A 17,283-nucleotide genomic window follows, 5' to 3' on the forward strand; every position below is an offset into this window, starting at 1 on the left:
TTTCGCGCACACGCTCTCTCATTTATTCGATCTTTATTCATGAATACCTCCTGGCTTTTTCGCATGGCCTGGCGCGACAGCCGCCGGAGCCGTCAACGGTTACTCCTGTTTATGTCGGCCATTGTGCTGGGCATCGCGGCTTTGGTGGCCATCAATTCTTTTGGAGATAACCTGGCCCGGAGTATCGACGATCAGGCGCGTGAACTCTTGGGTGCCGATCTAACGCTCTCCTGGTCACGCCCATTATCGCCCAAAACTCAGCAACTTGTCAAAACCATTGGTCGGGATCGGGCTTTTGAAACATCTTTTGCCTCGTTGGTATCTATTCCTAGAACGGGCGGTGTGCGGCTGGCGCAGGTGAAAGGGCTGGCGGGTAATTTTCCGTACTATGGCACGTGGGAAGTTCAACCGGCTTCGGCCATCCAAACCTTCCGCCAGGCACGTAGCAAAATCGCCCTGGTAGATGATGGCCTGTTAGTGCAGCTCAATGCTCAGCCCGGCGACTCCGTGAAAGTGGGGGACCTCTCTTTTTTAATTGTAGGTCGTGTCAACAAAACACCGGGGCAGGCGGCAATAGCCGCTACGGTTGCGCCAACGGTGTTCATTCCCAATCAATTTCTGACAACAACGGGTCTTTTGCAGCGAGGCAGTCGAGTGGCCTACAAATACTATTATCGATTTGCCCCCGGCACCGACGTTGAGCAATTTATCAAAGCCCGGTCAGCCCGCTTAGACAAGGAAGGCATTAATTATGACACCGTGGCTGGCCGCAAAAAGCAAACTGGCCGCTCCTTCGCCGATCTAACCAAGTACCTGAGTTTGGTCGCGTTTGTTGCGCTGCTGCTGGGCTGTGTGGGCGTCGCCAGTGCGGTACAACTGTACGTAAAAGAGAAGCTTACCTCGGTGGCAATTCTGCGGACACTCGGTGCCAGTGGCCGACAGGCCTTCCTGATTTATTTGCTTCAGACTGCTCTAATGGGCCTGATTGGCGCTACAGTCGGGGCGCTGATTGGATCGACGGTGCAGTTGATTTTACCGCGCGTGTTCGGTGATTTTCTGCCTGTGGCCGTCGTAACGGACCTTTCAGGATCGGCTATACTTGGCGGCATTGGTACTGGCCTTTTAATTTCAGTTTTGTTCTCATTACTGCCTTTGCTGGCTATTCGGAACGTATCACCGTTACGCACGCTACGTACCTCTTACGAAGACGATCTGAGCAATCGTGACCCCTGGCGATGGTTAGTTTATCTGCTTATCATAGGCTTCATTGTTGGGTTTGCTTACCTGCAAACGCGCAATTTCTCACTAGCCGTTGGCTTTACGGCTGGTCTGGCCCTGGCATTCAGCATTTTAACGGCGCTTGGCCTGGGGTTGATCTGGCTAGTACGTCGCTTTTTCCCGTCGTCCTGGAGCTACGTATGGCGACAGAGCTTAGCAAATCTCTATCGGCCGAATAATCAAACGCTCATACTCGTGACGTCCATTGGCCTGGGTGCTTTTTTAATTGCAACACTTTATCTGACACAAGGGCTTCTGCTGGGTCGCGTTGAGCTATCGGGAAGCGGCAAACAGCCCAATATGGTCTTGTTTGACATTCAGAACGAGCAAATCGCAGGGGTTCGCTCATTAGTAAGTGCGCAAAAGTTGCCCATTTTGCAGGAAGTCCCTGTTGTAACGATGCGCCTAAACGACATTAATGGAAAAACCGGAGAGGCTGCTCCTAGGGATACGAGCGCCAAAATACCCAAATGGGCATTTACGCGTGAATACCGCGTGACCTACCGCGACTCATTGATCTCGTCGGAGAAAATTGTATCGGGAAAAGCGCCCTACCAGGCAAACGGCGCAATCTATGTATCTATTGAGAAAGATTTCTTCGAGCGCATGCACCTTAAACTCGGCGACACCCTCAATTTCAATGTGCAGGGCGCTCCCATCCAGACAATCGCTGGTGGTACGCGTGAAGTCGACTGGAACCGGGTACAGACCAATTTCCTGGTTGTCTTTCCAAAGGGCGTGTTAGAACAGGCTCCGCAGTTTCACGTAGTAATGACCCGTGTGCCGAATAACCAGACATCGGCCCTGCTTCAGCGAGCGTTGGTAAGCCGCTTCCCGAACGTATCAGCCATTGATCTTGGGCTGATTTTAAAAACGGTTGACGAAATTCTCGGCCAGATCTCGTTTGTTATTCAGTTCATGGCCTTATTCAGCATTCTGACGGGCTTACTCGTTCTGGCCAGTTCAGTTGTTATCAGCAAATACCAGCGACTGCGGGAAAGCGTTCTTCTCCGAACCTTGGGAGCAAGTCGACAGCAAATTCTCCGTATCACCGCGCTGGAATATGGGTTGCTAGGTTTATTAGCGGCCTTATCTGGCATTTTATTATCTGTTTTTGGAACGTGGGCGTTGGCGCAGTTCGTCTTCGAGGTGCCCTATCGTCCTGACGTCGTTCCCTTGGCCATTGTAGCCATCGTTGTTACGTCGCTAACCGTATTAATTGGTGTTTTTAACAGTCGTGAAGTGCTTGTTCGACCGCCACTTGACGTATTGAGAGCAGAGAGCTAAACCGAATATTGGCCAGAAATTCTAGTTACTATTAGCCGCCTACAATTACTCTATGCGGACGTATCGACTTTTTTTGCACAATATGCACCGCGCTAAACCCATTGAGAAGAAAACCGGGCAGGTTTACCCAATTTCTTTCATCAGGATAGTCTAACTCCAGCTACCCCACGATTCTGTTGGTTCAGCAGCCAGACCAGTAAACTGCGTTCCTGCCTCCTACGAATCCCCTTTATAAAGTTCTCCTCCGGCACTGGCAGTGGTCTGCTTTTTTAATTTTACTTGCCTTCGATCCTAGTCTTTGCTAAAGACTTTAGCTGAAGAAGCATAGTATGGTGGAGCCGTCGCTACGCTAGTAAAGGCATAGATTAGCGAAGGATTGGCTAATTGATAAAGACACTCAGCCCAAGAAGTTACATCGGCGTGATAAATTTTCAGGAATCTAAAGGCGATTTCTTACCGATTCGCCACGTAATTTTTAGTTAAAATAATATCCCTAAATTATCCTGTCTTCTGGCATGATGCCTCGAGATAATATTATTTTTACTTAGCCCGACCCGCACGACCTACTGATGAAAAGGGCTCTATCTTAGGGTAATTTACTTTATAAAATGCTGATTATCAATGGTATTTTCCAAAAATTAGGCTTATTTTACAAAACTGCTTTGGTTGCAGAAATCAACAAGAATTATATTTCCCCCTTTCCTCAGTTCCCAGACTATAATTCTGCTTTTAACAAAAATTGTCTGTTAATAAATAAATATTGGTCGAATAGGCCATATCTGGTTTGGGGCTGAATAGCCTATCTTTTCTTTTTGCTTACTTTACTCATAAACCAACGAACACCTTACTATTTGTACATAAAGTTGGCTGGTTTTACCTCAATTCTGCCAGATTTGACTCTTGCGCAGAACAAAAAGTTCAGGCACAGTAGCGGTAAGTAGCGCTTATCGGCCTATCTGCGGTGACTGATTATCCTGAATATACGCACTGGAATCGACAGCTTTTAACTGATAGCATCTTTACCGTATGGGGCGGTTGACATAATCAATCCTCCTACCTGATAAAATATCACCTCTGTAATTTGTCAAATGCGTCTAATCAATCACAAACCGTAAAGCACCTCTATGAAAAAATTTACACAACTAATGCGTGGCTGTCTGTCAGTTGCTGTCGTTTTTTTCTGTCTTCTGACAGGAGCCGTCAGCCTGGCAGGTGCGGTGCCTCTGGCCGATATCGAAGTTACGGGCGTAGTAACCTTCAAAGATGATGGCAGCCCGTTGCCCGGTGCATCCGTTTTATTGAAAGGTAGTCCAAACACGGGTACTATTACGGATGCAAACGGTAAATTCCGAATTAACGTACCAGAAGATGCTACGTTGGTTATCAGCTATATTGGGTATATCGCTCAGGAAATCAAACTGAATAAGCGTACCACGCTGACAGTCGCCCTGGATGCCGATGCGCAGCAATTGAGCGAAGTGGTGGTCACGTCCTTTGGTATTGCCCGCGACCGGAAAACGCTGGGTTATGGGGTAAGCGAAGTAAAAACCGAACAACTGACCAAAGCGCCGACTACAGACATTACTAACTCGCTGGCGGGTAAAGTTGCCGGGGTGCAGGTTACAGGAGCAGGGGGTGGCTTTGCCGGCTCTAACGTAACGATCCGTGGATTCTCGACCTTCACAGGGAGCAACCAGCCTTTATACGTTGTTAATGGTATTCCGCTCGACAATTCCAATGGTAGTGGCGCATCGAACGGGTCAAACTCTGTAAATACAGGGGTGGTTAACTCCAGCCGGATTTCGGACATCAACCCACAGGACATTGAGAGCATCAGTGTGCTGAAAGGAGCGGCAGCTACGGTGCTTTACGGGTCAAGAGCGGCATCGGGCGTTATTTTGATTACGACCAAGAAGGGAAAAAAAGGAACGAACAAGCAGATTTCGTTTTCTACGAACACAGCGGTCGGCACGATTAGCCGGTTTCCTAAATTCCAGAATCAGTACGCGCAGGGAAGCAACGGCACGTATGCCAACAACGTAGCGGGATCATGGGGGCCGCTCATTCAGGGGCAAACGGTAACGAACTGGTTCGGCAATCAGGAAACACTACAGGCTTATCCGGACAACATCAGGGACATTCTGCAAAACTCAATTTCTTCGCAGAACGACCTTAGTTTTTCGGGAGCCACCGATAAGTATGACTACCGGGTTTCCTACGGCAATGCCTACGAAACAGCGCTTGTTCCGAACAATAAGTTGAACCGTAACAACCTCACGGTCAATGCCGGTACACAACTAACCAGCAAGTTTAGAATCAACACGGCCTTTACCTATACCAACAACATTTCGGATCGTACGCAATCGGGTAATCAGGGGTCGAATCCACTATGGCGCGGCATCTATACACCACGCAGCTATGATTTAACAAATTCGCCCTACCAGGATGCCGTCGGTGGTCAGCTCTGGTTTGCGGCCGAAGATCAGCCTTACTGGTCCATCAATCACATCAAAAACCATCAGGAAGTCAACCGGTTCTACGGTAACATCAACCTTAAATATGATATTACCGATTGGTTACAGGCCGATTTGAAAGTTGGTAGCGATGTATTCACTTACATCACGAAAGGCTTTGATGATAAAGGCGTACGAAGCAATGCCAATACGAGTTCGGCAGGCGCAGGGGGAGTTTTGGATCGGTCAGAAATCACCCGAAACCTGAACTCTTACTTTACCGTAACGGCCAACCGGAAACTCACCAGCGATCTGCATCTGACAGCCACGGTAGGGAACGAAATCATTTCCAACTACAACAGCTTTATTCAGGATATTGGCTTAGGGATCGTCGTAGCCGGATTCGATAACGTCAAAAACTTTTTGACATTCAACCCAACATCAGCTATTACCAAGCAACGGACGGTGGGTTTCTTCGGCGACGTAGTATTTGACTATAAAACATGGCTTTCAGTCAATGCCAAGGCCAGAAATGACTTTGCATCAACCTTGGCTCCCGGCAACCAGTCGATCTTTTATCCAGCCGTTGCGGTGAGTTTTGTGCCGACCGAAGCGTTCACCTCCATTAAGTCCAAGGTGCTGACATCGGCAAAGATTCGGGCAAATATTGGTGAAGTGGGCAAAGGCGCTACGCCTTATGTGATCAATACGTACTACGGAAAAGCCAGCGCGGGCGATGGTCTTGGTTCAACGGCGGTCAACTTCCCGTTCAACGGTCTGGCGGGCTACACCTACAATGATGGCACGGGCAATCCGAACTTAACGCCGGAATTTACACGTGAAATTGAATTAGGGACCGAGCTGGCCTTCTTCAACGGACGGCTCTCCATTGACGGATCAATCTACAGACGTGACAGCCGAAACCTGATTTTCTCCGTTCCTGTCCCCTCAACGTCGGGCTTCACCAGCCTGGTTACCAACGCCGGAAAACTTTCTACAAAAGGAATTGAATTGTTAGTAACGGGTAACATCATCGAAAAGGAGAACTTCAGTTGGGAAAGCTCCCTCAACTTCACCAGCTTCAAATCGATCGTTGAAGAACTGGCGCCGGGTGTAACAAGTATCTCCATTGGTGGCTTTACGTCGCCCAATATTCGACTGGTTCCGGGGGAGCAATATGGTCAGATATGGTCCAACGCCTATCAACGGAATGCGCAGGGACAGATGATCATTGGCAGCAACGGCTTGCCTAAACCAACCACCGCGGTGCAGCGGGTTGGTAATCCGAATCCAAAATTTACGATGGGTTTCAGCAACACCTTCAATTACAAGGGTTTCAGCCTTTCGTTCCTGTTTGATTTCAAATACAAAGGCGACCAGCTGTCCCGTACGATCGGTGATTTACGCATCAACGGCGTTTCAGCAGAAACAGCCGAGTTCCCTCGATTTAATGCCGATGGTACTCCAAATAAGCCCTACGTATTCGACGGTGTTCTGGACGATGGCACGAAAAATAATATCGGTGTAACGGCTCAGCAGTACTTCAGCCTGCAAGGCAAGTATGTAGCCTGGGAAGGATACGTACTGGATGCTACGTACCTGAAACTGCGCGAGGCAAACCTCACCTATAAGTTGCCAACGTCGATCGTAGGTGGTTCGAAATTTATCAAAAGCCTGCAATTGTCGGTATACGGTCGTAACCTGTTCATTTACGCCCCGAATTATCCTGACCTCGATCCTGAACAAAACCTGTTAGGGGTCAGCAATGCACGCGGACTTGAGTTTGGTATCACGCCAACCGCGCGGCTCATCGGCGGTAGTATACGAGCTATTTTTTAATAGGCGCCTAACCACAAAATCGACATCATGAAAAAATTAGTCTATACAACTGTTCTGGCCACAGGGCTCGCCCTTGGCTCATGTACTTCGTTCCTAGATGTAAACGCCGACCCAAACAATATTCAGGCGGTTCAAGTATCCCAATTACTACCGTCCGCTACGGTCAATATAGGGTATATGGGCGCCAGTGATCTGTTCCGGTATGCTAGCCTGTTGATCCAACAATTTAGCGGACAGGGGCCCAATACAGGGTTTGCTACGTTCAAGGAATACGAACGGTATAACATCAACGACTCGGATGTGAACAACCAATGGGTAACCATTTTTGGTACGGTACTGAGCGATCTGGAATTAATGACCGCTCAGGCCACTAAGGAAGGAAGTCCGCATTATGCTGGCGTTGGCAAAATCCTGAAAGCCTATACGTATCAGATCGTTGTTGACTCATGGGGCGACGTACCTTACACGGAAGCAAGCCGTCATAGCGCCAACTTCTACCCCAAATTTGACGACGATGAAGCGATCTATAAAGATTTGATCCGGCTCATTGATGATGGTATAAAAGATGTGAGTGCTACGACCTCTGTTCTGTCACCGAACACAAACAGTACCATTTATGCAAGTACGACTTGGGCAGCATCGCAGGCAAAATGGATCAAATTTGCCAATACGCTGAAACTGCGCATCTTTTTGCATTACTCGGCCAAAGATCCTGCCTATACAACGGCGCAGATCACGGCGCTGGTCAACAGCGGAGCCAAGTTTATGGAAAGCACGGCGGATAACTTTCAGATGATGTTTCTGAGCGAATCGCAGCGTCAGAACCCATTGTACAGCATGGAGAATGGGCAATTCAAAAACCAATTTTTCCCCAATCGCTTCATTGTTGATTTGATGAATTCGAAGGCTGATCCACGTCGGAACTCGTATTTCATTCCGTTCCCGTACACGGCTACACCCGCCACCGCTACGTTCAAAGGGGCCAGCGCACTCGACGTGGACCCATCGGCAAACTACTCGCGCAGTTACCAGTACCTCTACGGTACGCCTTCAGCCGTGAATTTATCGTTGGTTAATACCAACGGGAGTCTGAAAGATGGCGCCATTACGTTCAGCGGCAATAGTCCGGCCCGGTTGCTCACCTTTGCGGAGTACAATTTCATACGGGCCGAAGCCGCGCTGCTCTACAATGCGCCAGGCAGCGCGCAAAGCTTTTTCGAAGCAGGCATTCGGGCATCGATGGCCGATGCAGGTGTAGCCGCAGCCGATATTACGACCTACATCACGGCCAATGGTACATTGAAAGGGGCGCCCCAGCAGATGCTCGAGCAGATCATCAACGAGAAATACGTAGCGAATCACGCGGTACTAGTTGAACCCTGGACTGATTATCGGCGGACAGGTTATCCGGCATTGACGCCCCTCAAAACGCCTTTCGCTATTTATAATGAGGTGCCCCGGTCGCTGTTCTATGCCCAGTCTGAGATAAACAATAACCCAAATGCCAAACAGAAAAGCTCTATGCTGGACCGGGTGTTTTGGGATACGCGTAAGTAAATTCTAAGCCGTCCGGCGTTTGTGGCTCGAAGTCAATTATACTTCATCAACAAACTTAAAAAATGCCCTTCTTTGGGTGGCAAACGTCGGACGACTTACCTTTCAAATCCCTTCCTACCCCATGCTGAAACTCTACTTTCTACCGATCCTTTTGCTTTGCCTGATCGGCACACTGTCTGCCCAATCGGTCAACGACACAAAAGCAGTCCAGGCAAGTCTCGAAAAAACGCGTGCGTCAGTACGTAGTCAGGTTAAGCAAAGTACGAAAGACAAAGCGAAGGGTATCAAGCAATTGCTGGATCTCGGTCTATGGCAGGAGGCTACCAATGCCATCAAAGCCGGAACGGGGTTGAATACTGCCGAGAAATCCATTTTGTTAGCCGAATATCACTGGCTAACCAATGATTTCAAACAGGCTGAAAAAGACGTAACCAATGCGCTCGCAGCCGATAAGAATAATACCTGGGCAAAACGATTGAAGGCGCAGTTGGCTATTGAAGCCTGGGATTTACAAAATGCGGAGAAACAATGCAAAGCCTTGCTGGCCGGTAATCCGAATGATGAAGAAACCTCGCTGGTTTTAGGCCGGGCCTTGCTGCTGCAAAAGAAATACCCTGAAGCCCTGGACGTAGCTAAAAAGCTTCAGCAAAATAACGCTAATCTGGCCGGAGCCTACCTGCTCGAAGCCAATGTTTACTTCTGGGACCAGCACCCCGAACAGGCGGAGGCCCCGCTGGTAAAGTCCCTAACGTTAGATCCTTTTAACGCCGATGCCCGATTCAGTTACGGCTATGCCATCTGGCGACGTATCGACGCGACGCAGTTGAACGACATGGCCGCGCAGTGGCAACTGGCGCTGAACATTAATCCACTGCACTTCCAAACACACTGGCACTGGGGAAACGGACATACCAATCTGACCTACGCCGACTATGCGGATAAAGACGAAAAAGTAATCCGGGAGAAATTGCGGGAAGCCGACAGGTTATTCCATGAAAACAAGCTGGCCGACGCCGTGGCGGTCACCTATAAAGTAGCCAGAGAATATCCTGCATCGGTATTACCAGCCATGCACCGGGGCTCACTCTATTACAGCGATTTTGACACGCCAAATCGTAAGGCAAATCTGGACTCGGCGGAGATGGCATTTGTTGGTATTTTAGACAAGAAAAAGCATTACGGTCCGGCACACAATGGGTTATCAGCGGTCATCAAATCAAAGCGGATTCCGTATTTGATGACTTATGACTCGATAACGAACGTACTGAAAACCACAAAAATTAACGACCCCGAGAACTTTACAAACGTATTCCCGGATCTGACCTATTTTCCCGGTAGCCGGGCGAAAGCGATGGTCTGGAATCAGATGTATACCAGTGTCGTTTACTTTCCCTTTCTGTCCAAGCAGGGCAATGCCTTTGTGGTGCCACCCCTGCACATCGACCTGGCCATCGCCATGCGGTCACCGTATTTCCGGGCTTCCACTACGTTCGATAACCGCCAGTGGATGGACATCCGCGGAGTAGGCAGCGGGGCAGCCGCCATTGAATATGTAGAGCGCGGAGCCTACCAGGAACGTAACGTCGTGCTGCACGAATACGTCCACCTGTTTCATGGCAGAGTGCTGACCGATGCCGAAAATCGCATCATTCGAGAACGCTACTACAACGCGATGAAGAACCACCTGACGCTGGATTACTACTCGCAGAATAACGAATCGGAGTACTTTGCGCAGACATATCCGGCTTACTTCGAGACGGTTAAAGTGCATCCGCTGGATTTCAAGTCGATGAATATCACCGCGGAACTGAAAAATAAAGATCCGGAGATGTATAAATTTCTGGATGGGCTGGTCAAAAAAGAGCGGGCGTATTTAAACGGCGATCACTCAGTGATGGCGTCGAACTGGGCGCAGGTTTACATTAACCTGAGCAACAAAGTCATTAAATCCGATCCGGCTAAAGCGGGCAAATACCTCGATACGGCGCTGGTTTACGATAGCAACTATCAGCCTGCGTATCTGGCCTATGCGCGGCTGAAGCAACAGCAAAACGACTTCGATAAAGCGCTCAGCTATATAAAATCGGCGGAAAAAATAGACCCAAACTATGCCCCGGTTTACGTTGCCTATGCCAAATGGGAGGAGGATAAAGGCGGGTCGGATAAAACGCCGGATGAGTTTGTCAAGTCGCAGGCGGCCTGGCTTCAGAAAGCACTGGATTTAGAAAAAGATTATCAGACGCGTGCCTATGCGGCTATCCAGTTGCGTGAGATGTATTATCAGAACGGTCGAATTAGCCAGGCCATAAAAGCTGCCGAAGAGTATGCTGCCACAGGTGCGGACGTATCGACCTACCTGCGCGACCGACGCGACGACGCGAAAGCCTTCGCGCTGGCCCAACGCGGTATGCTGGGTTACGCTAACCAGCTCGACGGCCTGAAAAAACTGGTCCTGCAACGACCTCAGAACTATGAACTACGGGGTTTGTATGCCGATGCGTTGCTGGCGATTGGTCGCAATCAGGACGCCATCACCACCATGAAAGAAGTACAACGTATATTGGAGTCCGGTAAAAATCCACGTACTGATTTCGATCTGCGCATTGCCGAAGGTTATGCAAAGTTGGGCAAACAGGATTCACTGGCCTTCTATCTGGATAAAACCCTGGCCGAAAAATCCAGTCTGGACGCAACGGACAAACAGCGGTTAGCTCGTCTGCTAGCAACGGCGAAGCGATTGCCCGACGCCGAAGCCCTGTATAAAAGCCTGAATACCAAGGGGAGTTTGCTTTATCAATCCTCGGCTATGCAGTCAACTGGCGTATTGGCTATGCAAAATGGTAAATCAGATGAAGCCATAACAGCCTTCAAAAAATCGCTGGAATACAATCCCTATAATCTCGAAAGTTACGTAGCGCTGGCCAATTTGTATAAGCAAGCCAATAAGCAGGATGAATTAAAAGGATTATTGGCAACGGCCAGTCAGCTCGATATAAAACCAGGTGAAGTGTCTGGTTTATAATAGGTTATCTTCTGAGAAAAAGTACAACATACCCATGAAAAAAACCTTTACGCTAGCGCTGCTTAGCCTTATTACGTTTACCATTTCAGTAGCTCAAAATCGGCGGTTGAAACTGGATGGCGACGTAACAACCAAAGATCAGGTTACGATTAAAGGCAAAGTGGTACCCTATAACGCTACGGCTGGCAATCAGCCCGTTTACGACGAAAACGGGAAACCCATTGCTACGTTGTTCTACGTGTACTACGAACGCTCGGACGTGACCGACCGGACGACTCGCCCGTTATTCATTTCGTTTAACGGGGGACCAGGAGCCGCTTCGTGCTGGATGCACATTGGCTATACGGGACCAAAACGTGTGCTGGTCGATAGTGAAGGTTACCCAACGCAGCCCTACGGCGTAAAAGACAATCCGCATTCGATTCTGGACGTAGCGGATATTGTTTACGTAGAGCCGGTCAATACAGGTTTCTCCCGAGCGATCAACGATTCCATCCCTAAGTCAAAATTCTTTGGTGTCAACGCCGATATCAAGTACCTGGCCGAGTGGCTCAACGTGTTTGTCAGCCGGAAAAATCGCTGGCCATCACCCAAATACCTGATTGGCGAGAGTTATGGTACGTCGCGGGTGTCGGGTCTGGCGCTGGAGTTGCAGAATGCCAACTGGATGTACCTGAACGGCGTCATTCTGGTGTCGCCTACCGATCTTGGTCTGGACCGAGGAGGTCCGGTTGAAGCGGCCAATATGCTGCCTTACTATTCGGCAACTGCCTGGTATCATAAAATGCTCCCCTCCGACCTTCAGAGTAAAGATTTAACAGCCATGCTGCCTGAAGTTGAGCAGTTTACCATCAACGAGTTAACGCCCGCCATTGCCCGGGGAGGTTTTCTGGAGCCAGACAAGAAAAAACAGATTGCCGCCAAAATGGCTCGTTATTCCGGTCTGTCGGAGAAGGTGATTATGGAACACAATCTGGTGATTCCGTCTACTTTTTACTGGAAGGAATTGCTACGTGACAAAGGCTATCAGATCGGGCGGCTGGACTCCCGCTATCTGGGAATCGACCGCGAGACAGCGGGCGAACGACCCGATTATGCCGCAGAGTACACTTCCTGGCAGCATTCCTTTACACCTGCCATCAATTATTACCTGCGTCAGCACCTCAACTACAAAACCGATCTCAAATACAACATTGCCGGACAAACTCGCCCCTGGGATCGCGAAGGTGCCAACACCGACCAAACCGGCGAAAACTTACGCCAGGCCATGGCCCAGAATCCGTATCTGAATGTCCTGATTCAGTCGGGTTATTATGATGGTGCCTGCGATTATTTCAACGCCAAATACGACATGTGGCATATTGATCCGAGCGGAAAACTGAAAGCCCGATTTGAGTGGAAAGGCTACCGGGGCGGCCACATGATGTACCTGCGTGATGAGGATTTGGCCACGTCGAACGAAGACATCCGGGTCTTTATCCAGAAAACCTTACCCAAGCCAACCCAGGCAGCTAAGTACTAAGCCATTACAACAAAACGATTACCATTACTTTTTAACCCGTACACTCTACATGAAACGAATTGCAATTTTATTGCTCATTGGCGTAACAACAGGTTCGTTATCGTTTGCGCAAGGTCAGCGTGGGCAGGGTCAGCAGCCTCCAGCCGCTGCCGGACAAGCGCCAAGGCCAACGCCCGGCACTTCGGCAAAACCAGGCCCCGGTGATCTTAGACTGGCGATGGATTCGACCATAACCACCTCGCATTCAGTCACAATCAAAGGGAAATCGGTTCCCTATACAGCCACGGTCGGTACGCAACCTGTTTGGGATGAAGACGGCAAACAGATAGCCGGTGTATTTTTTACGTATTACGAACGATCAGATATTAAAGACCGGACGACTCGCCCCCTGGTTATTTCTTTCAATGGTGGTCCCGGCACGGCCTCCGTGTGGATGCACCTTGCCTACACTGGCCCCAAGTTGCTAAACATTGACACCGAAGGGTACCCGTTGCAGCCTTACACGCTGAAGGATAATCCAAATTCGCTCCTCGACGTAGCGGATATCGTATACATCGATCCTGTCAACACAGGTTATTCCCGTATGGCCAATAAAGACGTACCCAAGTCGAAGTTTTTTGGTGTCAATTCGGATATCAAGTACCTGGCCGAGTGGCTCAACGTGTTTGTGAGTCGGAAGAACCGCTGGCCCTCACCTAAGTATCTGATTGGGGAGAGCTATGGAACAACCCGCGTGTCGGGCCTGGCGTTGGAATTGCAGAATGCCAACTGGATGTACTTAAACGGCGTCATTCTGGTGTCACCCACCGATCTTGGTATTGAACGCAAAGGTCCCGTAGGCTCTGCCAATATGCTACCTTATTATGCGGCAACGGCCTGGTTCCACAAAGCCCTCGGCCCCGATTTGCAGAGCAAAGATCTGACGGCAATACTACCTGAAGTTGAGCAGTTTACGATCAATGAGTTTATTCCGGCACTGGCCATGGGCGGCTTCATTGACCCCCAGAAGAGACAGCAAATTGCGGCTAAAGTAGCCCGTTATTCTGGTCTGTCGGAAAAAGTAGTCCTGCAACACAACATGGACATTCCAACTAACTTTTTCTGGAAGGAATTGCTACGTGACAAAGGCTACACCATCGGTCGGCTGGATTCGCGCTATCTGGGAATCGACCGGGAAGACGCAGGCGAGCGCCCCGATTATTCGCCGGAGCTTACGTCCTGGTTACACTCGTTTGCAGCCCCGATGAACTACTACTTCCGGGAATTCCTGAATTACAAAACCGACCTGAAATATTACATGTTTGGGCCGGTACATCCCTGGGATCGTAGTGGCGCCAATACGGATCGAAGTGCCGAAAACTTACGTCAGGCCATGGCTCAGAATCCATACCTGCACTTATTTGTCCAGTCGGGTTATTACGACGGTGCCTGTGACTACTTCAATGCGCAGTATAATATGTGGCAGATGGACCCCAGTGGAAAGCTGAAAAGCCGAATGTCGTGGAAAGGTTACCGGAGCGGTCACATGATGTACCTACGGCAGGAAGACCTTGTTAGCGCCAATGATGACCTTCGGGACTTTATCAAGAAATCGACACCGAAGCCAAATCAACCGGCTAAGTACTAGGCCAATTACCCCCAACCCCCTAAAGGGGGCTTAGTCCACTAGCAAAGCCCCCTTTAGGGGGTTGGGGGTAATTGGATTCGCCCTAGAAATATCCTTCTTACAATCCTCTCCTCTTTATTTCCTTCTCAATCAAAAACAGCTCCCTGCTGGTTTGGCCAGCAACGGAGCTGTTTTCTTGTGCCCGACGCATCAAATACGGGATAACGTCCTCAATGGGTCCGTAGGGCAGGTATTTACTAACATTACACCCGGCTTTGGCCAGATTAAACGTAATATTATCGCTCATGCCATAGAGCTGTGAGAAATGAACATGCGGGTGATTTAAGGGCAGATTAGCCTCATCCAGTAGCCGAACTGCATGTTGAGCGCTGTACTCATTGTGTGACGCTATGATTAAAGAGATTTCTTCGATGTGCTTGATACAGAACGTAATGGCTTCATTAAAATCCTGATCGCTCGCGGCCTTATCCGGCTGAATAACCGTTTCTTCCTGTAGCTCACTCGCCCGTTTGCGCTCCTTTTCCATGTAGGCACCACGAACAATCTTGGCACCTAGAACAAACCTATTTTTTGACGCGATGTCAAAACATTGTTTTAGAAAATCGAGACGATCATGTCGGTAAAGCTGAATGGTATTATACACAAGCACCTTCTCCTGGTTATACCGCTGCATAACCTGCATCGTCAGCGCATCAATCGTATTCTGTATCCACGATTCTTCGGCGTCAACCAGGATACCAACGTTATTTCTATCAGCTATTTCACAAAGCTCAACCAGTCGTTGAATAACATTATTCCATTCCTGCTTTTCTGATGCGTTTAAGGACGTAGTATCAACCGCAATTTTATCGCTTGAAATGGACGTTGACTGATTCAATTTTTCCAGCAAATTAAATCGCGCTAAAGCAGTCAGTTTAATACCAATTAGGTTGACGTTTTTATGTTTAGATGCGTGATGTATTACCCGAATGAATTCTTCTTTAGTTTTTTCAAAATCGTTTTCTGTTTCTTTCCCTTCGGCCCCGTAATCCAGTATTACATCGATACCATATTTACCTAAATTTTTAATACTGCTAGTCGTTTCCTGAAGTGTCTCTCCGCCAACAAATTGCTCAAAAATAGTCGATCGTATTAAGCCCATAACGGGCAAATTCCATTTGATAGCTAACAGGCCCACTTTTATACCTGTTTTTACCAGCCATTGCTGGTTCATCAATTGAAATAAGTAACTTGTTTTCTTTAATTGCTTATCCGATTTATAGGCAAAGGCCAGTTCTGTGTTATCGAAGGACAATAAGGCTTCAGAATTCATAGGCTTTTTTTCTTAAATGTATATACAGAAGTCGAGCGCAGCACAATTCGGCAATTTTTGATTAAACATGGATAATTATTGTCCGGCTTGTGTTTAACCAGAGGTAGGCGAGCAAACAAGGCTCTAAAAACCAACCTGGGGTTAAACACTTACACACCTTCGACTCATGAATTTATCAGGCCGTTTCCAACCTAGAGCCGATATCCCTAACTAACTTAATATAAGATAGTTAAAAAGAAATAAGTAGTAGTTAACATCATGAGGGCAAGATTTCGAACGTAGCAAAATAACCTCGCTAAGTAGATGAATCTGCGAAACAGGCTTGTAAGTACTCGGCGTATCAATTAATTTCGTTTTAATTTCCTCGGATCAGAAAACACAGGCCTATCGTTGCCTTGCTCTAGCTATTTAGCTTGGCAGGACATAGCCAATGTGCCTGTAAATCGTGTAGATTCTTTACCTAACACTGCTAGTTAAACGCTCCTCGTCATGAAAGTATTGGAATATACGCCCCCGGTTCCCAAAGAAGATTCGGTTGTAGTTGATGAAGATATTCTCCCTAATTTTTATGACTATTTTCATCGCCATAAACAACTACAACTCACGCTAATTATTAAGGGGGAAGGAACGCTCATGGCGGGTAACTATAGCCAGGCATTTAAACCAGGGGATATTTATATTCTGGGGGTCAATCAACCGCATATTTTCAAATCAGCACCTACCCATTTCGCGAATCCTCAGAAAGGAAATTCACATGCAATCCATGTTTATTTCGATCAGGACCGTATTCCAAATGCGTTTTTCAGTCTTCCGGAAATGGAATCTATTAGCAATTTCCTGGCGAGTACGCAAAATGGCTTTCAACTTCCGGCAGAATACGCAGGTTATGTCACTAAAATTCTGTTGAAATTAAGGAACAAATCCAATCTGGATCGGCTATTACATATCTTAAAACTATTTCACTATTTTTCTCAGGAAGTCAGGGGCTGGAAATCACTGGGTTCCGGATTTGCCAATACCTCTCTTTCTGATTTTGAAGGGTTACGAATGAATGATGTTTTTCAGTATACCTTAGAACATTATGCTGAAAACATTACGTTGAACCGAATTGCCGAAATTGCGAACATTACCCCCCATGCTTTTTGTAAATACTTTAAAAAACATACCCGAAAAACGTACAATACATTTCTGAATGAGATACGTATCAATGAAGCCTGTAAAAAAATAATCAACAGTCATTACGATGGTATTTCTACCATCGCTTATTCAACTGGCTTTAACAGCGCCACTAACTTTAATCGGGTTTTTCGGAAAACGACAGGCATGTCGCCCAGAGATTACATCCGGGAGTATAAAAGCAAAGTTGGCCACTGGGCTAACTCCTGA

8 protein-coding genes are annotated in these 17,283 nt (G+C 48.1%); 7 read left to right on the plus strand and 1 reads right to left on the minus strand.

From position 1 onward, the window contains the following. Positions 1 to 63 precede the first annotated feature (63 nt). The 6 genes from ACYVEA_RS08150 to ACYVEA_RS08175 all read left to right on the plus strand — a co-directional run bounded on the left by ACYVEA_RS08150 (position 64) and on the right by ACYVEA_RS08175 (position 14,585). Positions 64 to 2,565 carry an ABC transporter permease gene (locus ACYVEA_RS08150; RefSeq protein WP_461112975.1) on the plus strand — a complete coding sequence of 834 codons (2,502 nt, stop codon included), beginning with the start codon at positions 64 to 66 and terminating at the stop codon, positions 2,563 to 2,565. Between the two features lie 1,124 nt (positions 2,566 to 3,689). Beyond that, entirely contained in the window at positions 3,690 to 6,857 is a 3,168-nt protein-coding gene (locus tag ACYVEA_RS08155; protein WP_461112873.1) for a SusC/RagA family TonB-linked outer membrane protein, read from the plus strand. 27 nt (positions 6,858 to 6,884) lie between these two features. After that, complete coding sequence (locus tag ACYVEA_RS08160; protein WP_461112874.1) at positions 6,885 to 8,414, plus strand: SusD/RagB family nutrient-binding outer membrane lipoprotein; 1,530 nt, start codon at positions 6,885 to 6,887, stop codon at positions 8,412 to 8,414. Positions 8,415 to 8,535: 121 nt separating this feature from the next. Continuing rightward, the gene (locus ACYVEA_RS08165) at positions 8,536 to 11,436 is read left to right on the plus strand and encodes a tetratricopeptide repeat protein (RefSeq protein ID WP_461112875.1); all 2,901 of its coding nucleotides are present in this window, start codon (positions 8,536 to 8,538) and stop codon (positions 11,434 to 11,436) included. Between the two features lie 34 nt (positions 11,437 to 11,470). After that, positions 11,471 to 12,958, plus strand: a complete 1,488-nt coding sequence (locus ACYVEA_RS08170) for a S10 family peptidase (protein WP_461112876.1) — start codon at positions 11,471 to 11,473, stop codon at positions 12,956 to 12,958. A 49-nt stretch (positions 12,959 to 13,007) separates the two neighbouring features. Next, entirely contained in the window at positions 13,008 to 14,585 is a 1,578-nt protein-coding gene (locus ACYVEA_RS08175; protein ID WP_461112877.1) for a S10 family peptidase, read from the plus strand. A 97-nt stretch (positions 14,586 to 14,682) separates the two neighbouring features. Here the strand turns inward: ACYVEA_RS08175 and ACYVEA_RS08180 are convergent, their stop codons facing one another. Next, positions 14,683 to 15,897, minus strand: coding sequence for a proline dehydrogenase family protein (locus ACYVEA_RS08180; protein WP_461112878.1), 1,215 nt, complete (start codon positions 15,895 to 15,897; stop codon positions 14,683 to 14,685). 489 nt (positions 15,898 to 16,386) lie between these two features. Here ACYVEA_RS08180 and ACYVEA_RS08185 point away from each other — a divergent pair, with 489 nt between their 5' ends. Next, complete coding sequence (locus tag ACYVEA_RS08185; RefSeq protein ID WP_461112879.1) at positions 16,387 to 17,283, plus strand: AraC family transcriptional regulator; 897 nt, start codon at positions 16,387 to 16,389, stop codon at positions 17,281 to 17,283.

The sequence above is a fragment of the Spirosoma jeollabukense genome, assembly GCF_054777855.1.

Bases quoted from the DNA above. Each gene is read 5' to 3' on its own strand.
- ACYVEA_RS08165 (WP_461112875.1), top strand. From the start codon at position 8,536: ATGCTGAAACTCTACTTTCTACCGATCCTTTTGCTTTGCCTGATCGGC.
- ACYVEA_RS08185 (WP_461112879.1), top strand. From the start codon at position 16,387: ATGAAAGTATTGGAATATACGCCCCCGGTTCCCAAAGAAGATTCGGTT.
- ACYVEA_RS08170 (WP_461112876.1), top strand. From the start codon at position 11,471: ATGAAAAAAACCTTTACGCTAGCGCTGCTTAGCCTTATTACGTTTACC.
- ACYVEA_RS08180 (WP_461112878.1), bottom strand. From the start codon at position 15,897: ATGAATTCTGAAGCCTTATTGTCCTTCGATAACACAGAACTGGCCTTT.
- ACYVEA_RS08160 (WP_461112874.1), top strand. From the start codon at position 6,885: ATGAAAAAATTAGTCTATACAACTGTTCTGGCCACAGGGCTCGCCCTT.
- ACYVEA_RS08155 (WP_461112873.1), top strand. From the start codon at position 3,690: ATGAAAAAATTTACACAACTAATGCGTGGCTGTCTGTCAGTTGCTGTC.
- ACYVEA_RS08175 (WP_461112877.1), top strand. From the start codon at position 13,008: ATGAAACGAATTGCAATTTTATTGCTCATTGGCGTAACAACAGGTTCG.
- ACYVEA_RS08150 (WP_461112975.1), top strand. From the start codon at position 64: ATGGCCTGGCGCGACAGCCGCCGGAGCCGTCAACGGTTACTCCTGTTT.